At 37.9% G+C, this 9321-nt stretch carries 8 protein-coding genes and 1 pseudogene; 7 read left to right on the top strand and 2 right to left on the bottom strand.

From position 1 onward, the window contains the following. Both A4245_RS19885 and A4245_RS19175 read right to left on the bottom strand, forming a co-directional pair. Nucleotides 1-400, bottom strand: a pseudogene (locus A4245_RS19885) (IS110 family transposase); the annotation flags it as partial. A 732-nt stretch (nt 401-1132) separates the two neighbouring features. After that, a complete protein-coding gene (locus tag A4245_RS19175) occupies nt 1133-1906 on the bottom strand; it encodes a DeoR/GlpR family DNA-binding transcription regulator (protein ID WP_067730920.1) in 774 nt (257 codons plus the stop codon). Nucleotides 1907-2136: 230 nt separating this feature from the next. Between A4245_RS19175 and A4245_RS19180 the strand changes: the two genes are divergently transcribed. The 7 genes from A4245_RS19180 (at nt 2137) to phnX (ending at nt 8760) form a co-directional block, all read left to right on the top strand. Beyond that, on the top strand, nt 2137-3270 hold the full coding sequence (locus tag A4245_RS19180) for a phosphonoacetaldehyde reductase (protein WP_067730922.1): 1134 nt from the start codon (nt 2137-2139) through the stop codon (nt 3268-3270). Between the two features lie 18 nt (nt 3271-3288). After that, entirely contained in the window at nt 3289-4320 is a 1032-nt protein-coding gene (locus A4245_RS19185) for a PhnD/SsuA/transferrin family substrate-binding protein (RefSeq protein WP_067730923.1), read from the top strand. Between the two features lie 99 nt (nt 4321-4419). Then, a complete protein-coding gene (phnC, locus tag A4245_RS19190; RefSeq protein ID WP_067730925.1) occupies nt 4420-5184 on the top strand; it encodes a phosphonate ABC transporter ATP-binding protein in 765 nt (254 codons plus the stop codon). A gap of 12 nt (nt 5185-5196) precedes the next feature. Beyond that, nucleotides 5197-5982: a phosphonate ABC transporter, permease protein PhnE gene (gene phnE, locus A4245_RS19195; RefSeq protein WP_067730927.1), complete on the top strand. Its 786-nt coding sequence runs from the start codon at nt 5197-5199 to the stop codon at nt 5980-5982. Continuing rightward, the gene (locus tag A4245_RS19200) at nt 5982-6824 is read left to right on the top strand and encodes an ABC transporter permease subunit (protein ID WP_067730929.1); all 843 of its coding nucleotides are present in this window, start codon (nt 5982-5984) and stop codon (nt 6822-6824) included. The genes phnE and A4245_RS19200 overlap by 1 nt, the downstream gene beginning before the upstream one ends. A gap of 29 nt (nt 6825-6853) precedes the next feature. Continuing rightward, entirely contained in the window at nt 6854-7948 is a 1095-nt protein-coding gene (gene phnW, locus A4245_RS19205; protein ID WP_067730931.1) for a 2-aminoethylphosphonate--pyruvate transaminase, read from the top strand. Continuing rightward, the gene (gene phnX / locus A4245_RS19210) at nt 7945-8760 is read left to right on the top strand and encodes a phosphonoacetaldehyde hydrolase (protein WP_067730932.1); all 816 of its coding nucleotides are present in this window, start codon (nt 7945-7947) and stop codon (nt 8758-8760) included. Before phnW ends, phnX begins: the two co-directional genes overlap by 4 nt. Nucleotides 8761-9321: the final 561 nt, after the last annotated feature.

Consider the following 9321-nt stretch of genomic DNA (forward strand, 5'->3'; position numbering starts at 1 on the left):
CGAACGTCGAGCGAAGTTTGCCAGTTTTTCAGGATCTTCTTCACCATCGGCAATAGCATCGAGCATATCCCGAGCAGAAACACCCATGATGTCTGAAAAACAACAGAACCTAGTTTAATATTAGCTCCTTCTAAAACATTTTGAATTCGGTTGTGTTGCCGACTAGAAACTCAATGTCTTCTGATTCTAGTAAATTAACAATGGGTTTCCAATAAACACTCGTACTTTCCATAGCGACATGAGTACACCTATGTTCCTTTATCCAGTCAATCATTTGAATGAGAAACACTGTCTTTGTAGAAAATGTTTCGATCTCTTTTCCTTCTGGGGTAATGATACATGCAGTAATGTTGTCTTTATGGACATCCATACCACAGGCTCTTTCAATGATTACATCCATTGAAAAACCATCCTTTCTTCGGCATATATTGGAGGCTGGTGCAACAACCAGAATAGGGATTAATCTACCATGAGTGCTTCCCGAAAGGGAGCGACAGTCAGTGGTGCACCGTGGTCGAAGGAGTCAGACTAACGGATGGGCTCTCACGCACCATAGTTGATCGACCTTCCTCATCCAGCCGTAGAATCAGTATCGACGTAGTGAACCATTTTCATTCTCTGTGGTGCAGCGCTGGTTTTGCGCTGCATGAATGACTAACGGGCAGGTTAGTTGAAGAAAAATGTTTTAGCTTGTTCAACAATCGGGCCATATTGTTGAGGAAAACCTTAGAAAACAAATGGATATTATTATGGTCTGATATTGTAAAGTTTTGTACGAAAGAGTAGGTTAGTGAACTTATTATATTCAAAGTAATTACGTATAAAAAGTCTTATCGGGATAGGAAAAGCTATTGCTACTATAGTTGGAGAATTAGGTTACGAGTTAGAACTAATTTTTGCATTGGTGATTAATATACATTTAAGTTACTACTGATTGTTCAATAGTCGGGCTCATGCCACAAGGTTCTGTCTTTCACTCTAGAAGCGTTTATAACGGAACTTGTGGAGCTCTCGATTACTGAAAAATAGAAAATTAAATAATAACAATCAATTTAACCATCTATTTTATTAGATAGGACGTTCATATTCTTGATGCCAGTGGCTATCCTTTAGTATTCCGATCCATTATGGTTTAGTGTGGAGAAAGTATTCGAATATTCTTTTTGCTATATTCCTCTATTGTATTAGATGGAAGTGAGCTGTCCGTAACAATTAGATCAATATCCTTTAGTGGACATACATTGATGTAAGAGGATGTCTCAAACTTTGATGAATCAGCAACTACTACTTTATGTCTTGTACGTGAGATCATTGTTTGAATAACGCCTACTTCATGCATTCTAAAATCTGTTAAACCATGTTCAAGTGATAATCCGTTTACCGTAAGAAAAGCAATATCAATATTAAAATTAGAAAGGATTTCTTCACATTGTTTCCCATATAAAGTATATTCCTCTGGGTTAAAAAACCCTCCGGTGAGTATGACATTGAAATTTTTATTTTTTCCAAGAATAGATAAAATACGAAGGTCGTTTGTAATAATAGTTAATCTCTTAAACTTGTCAACAAGTACCTTCGCAATTTCAATTGTCGTTGTCCCGCCGTTTAGGGCAATTGCCTGCCCTTCTTCAATTAATTCAATTGCTATGGAGGCAGCTTCCTGCTTTTTTTCTAGATTTTTGACTTCTCTTTCATTAAAAAGTCTGTTTAGTACATTATCACTTTTTTGGGTTAAAATAGCCCCGCCGTGAACCCGTTTTACGATTCCATTTTTCTCAAGAACCTCTAAATCCCTCCGTACAGTATCAATGGAGATATCTAATAAAGCAGCAAGCTCTGAAGCTTTTACAGCTTTTTGCTGTTTTAAAAAGGATTCAATCTTTTGATGTCTTTGCTCCTGTAACATCATCCAGCTCTCCCATCTTCCTTTATATAATTTAAATCATAACATAGATTGCAAAAAAGCAAAATCAAGCAAATAAAAGCATTTTATAAAGTAAAAATTGCGTGTGTATTTTGTAAAAAGCGTAAAGGTTGTGTAAATAAACTGTAAAAGAACTTGTAAAACTGCAAAAAGTGGATTAATCTTGCATTAACACGCAAAACAAAAGACGAACAAAGAAAGGAAATAGCCTAATGGGAAACTTTTACAATCCAGTCAGAGTTAAAATAGGCACCTTAAATGTCATTAAAGATGTACTAGATACAATCAAACCTCAATACAGCAAAATTATCCTTATGCATCGAGGAGGTGATTTTTCAGAATCCGTGGCGGGACGTAACCTTTATAAAAGCCTTGAGGGTTTTGAAGTCAAACAGATAGGAGTGAACATATCCAATCCTGATGTGGAAGACCTGTTTCATTACTATAAACAGATAGAGAAATTTGATTACCAGTGCATCGTAGGAATTGGAGGAGGCAGTGTTCTTGATCTTTCGAAATCCTTAGCTGCTTTAAAAAATATGAAAATAGATTCTACCACTAATTTACGCTCTGTGATTAAACAAAAGCTCTATAACGAAAATCAAAACATCGTACCATGGATTGGCATTCCAACAACTTCAGGTACGGGTTCTGAGGTTACTTGCTGGGCAACGATTTGGGATCGCGAGAACGGAGTGAAGATGTCGGTTGACAGTGAACACTTATATGCGCATTCAGCCATCATCGATCCAACGCTAACCGTATCATTGCCAAAAGGATTGACGGCTTCAACCGCTTTAGATGCTTTGTGCCATGCAACGGAGGCCTACTGGTCAAGAAGCTCTAATGAAATTTCAAGAATCTATTCATTAGAAGCGATCAAACGTATTGTCAACAACTTTGAAAAGGTAGTAGATCAGCCGGGTGACATTCAATTAAGAAAAGAAATTGCGTTAGGAAGCTTGTATGCAGGTCTTGCCTTTAGCAATACAAGGACAACGGCATGCCACTCCATTTCCTATCCTCTGACATTGGAACTTGGAGTGGTCCATGGGATAGCGACAAGTATCACATTGGCTAAAGTGATGGAAATCAATTTTAAATCTATTATTGAAAACGATAAGCTGCTCCAAGCCTTTGGGGTCAGCAGCGTCAGTAAAGTGCAAGGGCTTATTGAGCACTTCCACCAGCTGTCAGGTTCTTCAAGCAAGCTCAGAGATTACAAGGCTAATGAAGAAATAATCGAGAAAGTTGCAAGCAATGCCTTTACAAAGGGTCGAATGGATAATAATCCAGTTGCTTTAACACAGGAAGATGTCAAACAAATTCTACTATCTATTTATTAAGGAAAAGGAGAGAAAAAAATGAAAACGAAAGTCTTATTGATAATGATCTTGATATTAACTGTTTTGTTGACGGCATGCAGTGGAGGTAGCAACGGTGCTGCAAAAGTTGATGATGTGATTAAAATTGTTTGGTATCCGAACGAGTCTGGTGAGGATCTGAAATCATCCCGCGATGAAATTGGAAGACTTATTACAGAGGTCACAGGTAAAGAGGTAGAACATCAATTAACAACGGACTATGCTATTGCGATTGAAACGTTAGCAAACAACAATGCAGACCTTGCATTTATGGGTGCACAAGGTTATGTCGAAGCAAATAAAAGAAATGATGCAATTCAAACCATAGCCGTAAAATCTGGAGAATCCGGAACTTTGGAAGATGCCAAATACTATAGCTGGTTAGCGGTTAATGTGGACGAGCAGGACAAGTTTAAAGAAAACGGGGAATTTTCCCTTGATACGATTGCAGATACAAGATTTTCTTTTGTATCAAACAGTTCTACATCAGGGTTTAAAGTTCCATCCGCAAGTATTATTGAACATTTCTCACAACAAGAAAAGTACGCAGATTTAACGGAAGAAGATTTAATGGAAAGCGGAGCCTTATTCTCTCAAGTATTATTTGGCAACTCCCACCAAGGATCTGCAGTCAATTTATTATCGGGCAATGCAGATGTAGCGGCATTCTGTGATACTTGTGTGGACGAATATGTGGAGCTTGCTGAAGGAGAAGAAAATACAGATGGGGCTGTCTATCGCGTTAAGGAAGATGCAGTGGAACCTTTCAATACAGTTACAGGCAAGGAATTTACATTAATGAGCGCCAACCCGGTATTAAATGAACCATTTGTCGTGAATATGGATGTCATCGGAAAAGAAGATTTTGATAAAATCCAGGAACTATTAACGTCAGATGAAGTAGCAAATAATGAAAAAATCTTTGCCCCTGAAGATTCAGACAAGAGCGCTTTATTCACTAAAAGTGATAAAGAAAGACTAGTGGCTGTGGAAGATGAATGGTATGACCCAGTTCGCGAAATGTCAAAATAATACACTCGCTTGTCCTGAGGGGAAATGAAAACAGTAAGTGTGTACTTATATCGATAGGCGCACGCTTACTTACCAAGCTCTAAAAAGGAGTCAATAAAGATGTCATTGTTAAAGATAGATGAACTTGAGAAATCATATACAGCGGACAAAAGAATATTAAAGGATATTAATTTTGAAATAAAAGCAGGAGAATTCGTTTCGATCATTGGTCCGTCTGGTGCTGGTAAATCTACCATGCTGCGTTGTATTAATCGAATGGTTGAGTTTAATGATGGAAAGATTATTTTTAACAATCATGATGTTGGAAGCTTAAATAAAAAAGAACTGCGTAAGTTGCGAACGGATATTGGGATGGTTTTTCAGCATTATAATCTCGTACCTCGTTTGACCGTGATTGAAAATGTACTGCATGGCAGATTTGGGTATAAAACAACGCTGCAGGGACTTATGGGAAGATATTCCGAAAAGGAAAAAGAAGATGCCTTTCGCCTGCTGGAGAAGCTCGGAATTCATGAGCATGCCTATAAGCGGTGTGACCAATTAAGCGGTGGCCAGCAGCAGCGTGTAGGGATATGCAGAGCACTGATTCAAGAACCGAAGCTTATCCTATGTGATGAACCGATTGCTTCACTGGATCCGAATTCATCCAAGATTATCATGGACCTTTTAAAATCAATAAGTAAGGAAATGGGCATTACATGCTTGGTTAATTTACATCAAGTGGATGTGGCGCAGCATTATTCAGATCGCATCATCGGCTTGAATGATGGCGAAATTGTATTTGATGGGAAGGGAATCGAACTTTCCGTCGAACAAATTAACAAAATTTACGGAACCAAAGCGAAAGATTTAATAACATCATAAGGAGAAATGACTGTGAATGAAAAAACGATGCGAAAAAGCAGATGGCAGACAGTAATCTTTCTTCTCATCATCATCGTTCTAACCTATTTATCATCAGCGATTACATCATTTAACTTTATAGATGGGGTAGCGACAATCCCTAAAGCTATCGGATGGATGCTTTCTAATCTACTCGTGACACAGGAAACGCTTGATAAATTGCCAAACATCCTGGAAAAATTAGCTGAGACAACCTTTATGTCTATAGCGGCAACAACGATAGCGGCTGTTGTTTCTCTCTTCTTGGGGGTATTAGGTTCAAAGACGACAAAAGTAAATAACTTTTTAAGTGTATTTGCCCGTTTTATTGCTTCTGTATCCAGAAATATTCCAGTTGTTGCATGGTCGCTGGTTTTGCTCATTTCTTTTGGACAGAATTCCGTAACAGGTTTTCTCGCTCTATTTGTCGGGACAGTAGGATTTTTAACAAGGGCATTTATTGAATCGATTGATGAAGCGAACCAAAGCTCTGTGGAAGCATTAACTGCAACAGGGTCTACCTATTTCCAGATTGTTGGTAAGGCTGTTATTCCACAATGTTTGCCACAGATGATTAGCTGGGTGTTGTTCATGGTAGAAACCAACATTAGGAGTGCTACATTGGTAGGAATCTTAACAGGAACAGGGATTGGCTATACCTTTGATATGTATTATAAGATGTTGAATTATAATGCCGTAGCGCTTGTGACATTATGTATTGTCATTACCGTTATCATTGTGGATCTTATTTCAAATTATGTGCGGAAGGTGATTCTATAATGGAAGCAACCTATATAAAGAGAAAGAAAGACGGCCGTATAAATATAAAATGGGGAAATAAAGGTGATCGAGTCCTGAGGTGGACATTAGTTGTCCTAACCATTTTAACCGTTGTTTCCTTTCTGTTCTTTAACTATGCAGGACTTGAATTAGGCTCAGCGATTAGGGAAACAGCATATAACTTGAACGTGATGTTTCTTGAGCCGGCATTAAGTCATTTAGATTTAGGAGAAGCAATGTATCAAGTTGTGGTTACCCTTAGCTTAGCATTCTTGGCAACGGTTATTGGAGCAATTATTGCCTTTTTCCTTTCCTTGATGGCTGCAACGAATTTAGCTCCTGTAGGCGTAACAAGAATTGTTCGAGTATTTGTTGCCATTATTCGGGCTGTTCCAACCGTATTATGGGTGTTGATTTTTGCGATTGCCGCTGGGTTGGGAAGTGAAGCGGCAGTTCTTGGTATGTTATTTCATTCTATTGCTTATTTGGTGAAAGCATTTTCAGAGGCGTTTGAAGAAGTCGATAAGGGAATCTTGGAGGCACTGCGATCAATTGGTGCGGACTGGTGGCATATCGTAAAAAGTGGTGTCCTGCCATCTACCTTTACGTATTTACTATCATGGATATTCTTGCGATTTGAAATCAATTTTGGTGTAGCCGTAGCAATGGGAGCGGCAGCTGGAGCCGGCGGAATTGGATTTGATCTATTTATGGCTTCCGGCTTCTACTTCGATATGCGGGAGGTTGGATTTATTACCTACGCAATTCTCATTGTTGCCTTTCTATTAGAAGTCATTTCAACTCGTTTAAAAAAACGTTACTTCCCAGCAACTACGGAGTAAATCATGGATGAAGGAGACATATAGAAAACATGAATCAATACAAACTTTTAACACCAGGTCCCTTAACGACGACAAGCAGTGTGAAAGAGGAAATGCTGTCAGACCGTTGTACATGGGATAATGACTATAAAAATATCACACAGAAAATTAGAGCTAAGCTTCTTGAATTGGCAGGAGGTGATCGAAAAGAGTATACCACTGTACTGATGCAGGGAAGTGGTACGTTCGCTGTGGAAGCTGTGATGAATTCAGCGATTTCGAATGATGATAAGGTGTTAATTATAACGAATGGTGCCTATGGGGAAAGAATTGTAAAAATAGCCAAATACATAGGACTAGCTTTTAAAGAATATAGCGTAGCTTACGATGAATACCCAAATGAAGAAGAAATCAGGAGTATTTTAAAAGAGGATTCAGACATTACGCATATCGTCATGGTCCATTGTGAAACAACAACAGGCATATTAAATCCGATTGGCATGATTTCAAAACTGTCTAAGGAATTTAGGAAAACGTTCATCGTTGACGCCATGAGCAGTTTTGGTGGAATGGAAATTGATGTTCATGAACTAAGTATTGATTATTTAATAAGCAGTGCCAATAAATGTATTCAAGGTGTTCCTGGTTTTGGCTTTGTCATTGCCAGTATAGAGAAGCTCATCGCTTGTGAAGGAAATTCGCGCAGTTTGTCATTCGATTTATATGATCAATGGAAGGAAATGAATACGGATGGGAAATGGCGTTTCACTTCTCCGACACATACAGTGGCCGCGTTCGCTAAAGCCCTCGATGAATTGGATGAAGAAGGAGGCATTCCAGCGAGATTCGCCCGCTATCAGAATAATAATCGAATTTTAAGAGAGAGGCTCGGTAAGCTAGGATTCCATGCGTATATAACAGATGAGAAACAATCACCAATCATTACAACCTTTCTTTTTCCAAAGGAATCCTTTCAATTCGAAGACTTTTATGACTATGTCAAAGATAGAGGATTTGTCCTTTATCCAGGAAAACTGACAGATGTAAATACATTCCGGATTGGGAACATCGGTGAAATTTATGAAGAAGATATACAAACATTATGTAACGTAATCGAAAAATATATGGGAGTGACAGTAAAATGAAAAAGATAGAAGGCGTAATTTTTGACTGGGCAGGAACAACGGTTGATTTTGGATGTTTTGCACCGGTTAATGCATTTGTTAATGTTTTTAAAGATGCGGGTATTGATGTGACAATGGAAGAGGCAAGAGCCCCAATGGGACTGCTTAAGATTGATCATATTCGTGCGATGTTGGACATGCCTAGAATTTCCGCTTTATGGGAAGAGAAGTATGAAAGAGTGTTTAATGAACAAGATGTAGAGAATTTATATGCTAATTTTGAAACTGGTCTTATGGCTTCACTATCAGAGTACACAGATCCTAAGCCAGAGGTTGTTGAAGTTGTAAACAGTTTAAAAAACCAAGGGCTTAAAATTGGTTCTACATCAGGATATACCCAAAAGATGATGGATGTTGTTGTTCCAGAAGCAGCGAAAAAAGGCTATAGTCCAGATTTTTATATAACACCTGATGGAACAAATTCTCTTGGAAGACCGTATCCTTATATGATTTATCGAAACATGGAAGCATTAAAATTAACAGCAGCCAAGAATGTTATAAAGGTAGGGGATACAATCCCTGATTTTGCAGAGGCGAACAGTGCAGGTGTTTGGGCTGTAGGCGTTATTATTGGCAGCTCTGAAATGGGATTAGGTTTAGAGGAATTTAATGCCCTATCTAAAGAAGAACAAGAGAAAGTTATCTCTAAAACAGAAAAATCCTTTTTACAAAATGGAGCAGACTTTACAATCAAATCGATGAGCGAACTGCCACCATTAATTGAGAGAATCAATAACCTTATCAATGAAGGAAAAAGACCTAGTGCTAAATAAGCTAAAAACATTAACGTCAAAAGGTAATAGTCGTTAGGAAAATGATTATTCAGTATTGGCAAACGAGAGCAAACCTTTATTACTGGTTTTGCTCTTTTTTTATTTCTAGATAGAATTTCTTTTACTATCATCCTTTGAGAATGATAAATTACAATGGCTTGATTCAACTTCTGTTGATTAACTTTAGGTCTTCCACCTTTACACTCACAAAAATAGGCTGTCTTTAGGCCAATTATCGTTCGTTCAAGTTATTCCAGAAAAGAACGCGACTGTTGAATAAGCGTCTCTTTTCTTCTTCAACTACCATGAAAATAAACTTCTATAATAATGAAAAAAGTCAATACTAAAGTAGACACAGCCCATTTATTTTTTAAAAATAGAGGATTGTGACCTAATTCATTGATCTATTTGTATGAAAAAATGATTGGATTAAGATGCTTCTTGTTCTGTTATTGTAACAGTATAGCCTAAGCTCTCAAGGCGACGTAAGGAATGCCGAACAATCGATTGCTGTTTCTGTTTATCAAAGTAGTCTTCGCCTAAGTCTACATACATTTCTTT

Origin of the sequence: Oceanobacillus damuensis, from assembly GCF_001618145.1 — a bacterium.
Taxonomy (GTDB): domain Bacteria; phylum Bacillota; class Bacilli; order Bacillales; family Amphibacillaceae; genus Oceanobacillus; species Oceanobacillus damuensis.

Coding starts and splice junctions, on each gene's coding strand:
- A4245_RS19175 (WP_067730920.1), bottom strand. CDS start 1,906: ATGTTACAGGAGCAAAGACATCAAAAGATTGAATCCTTTTTAAAACAG.
- A4245_RS19180 (WP_067730922.1), top strand. CDS start 2,137: ATGGGAAACTTTTACAATCCAGTCAGAGTTAAAATAGGCACCTTAAAT.
- A4245_RS19185 (WP_067730923.1), top strand. CDS start 3,289: ATGAAAACGAAAGTCTTATTGATAATGATCTTGATATTAACTGTTTTG.
- phnC (WP_067730925.1), top strand. CDS start 4,420: ATGTCATTGTTAAAGATAGATGAACTTGAGAAATCATATACAGCGGAC.
- A4245_RS19200 (WP_067730929.1), top strand. CDS start 5,982: ATGGAAGCAACCTATATAAAGAGAAAGAAAGACGGCCGTATAAATATA.
- phnW (WP_067730931.1), top strand. CDS start 6,854: ATGAATCAATACAAACTTTTAACACCAGGTCCCTTAACGACGACAAGC.
- phnX (WP_067730932.1), top strand. CDS start 7,945: ATGAAAAAGATAGAAGGCGTAATTTTTGACTGGGCAGGAACAACGGTT.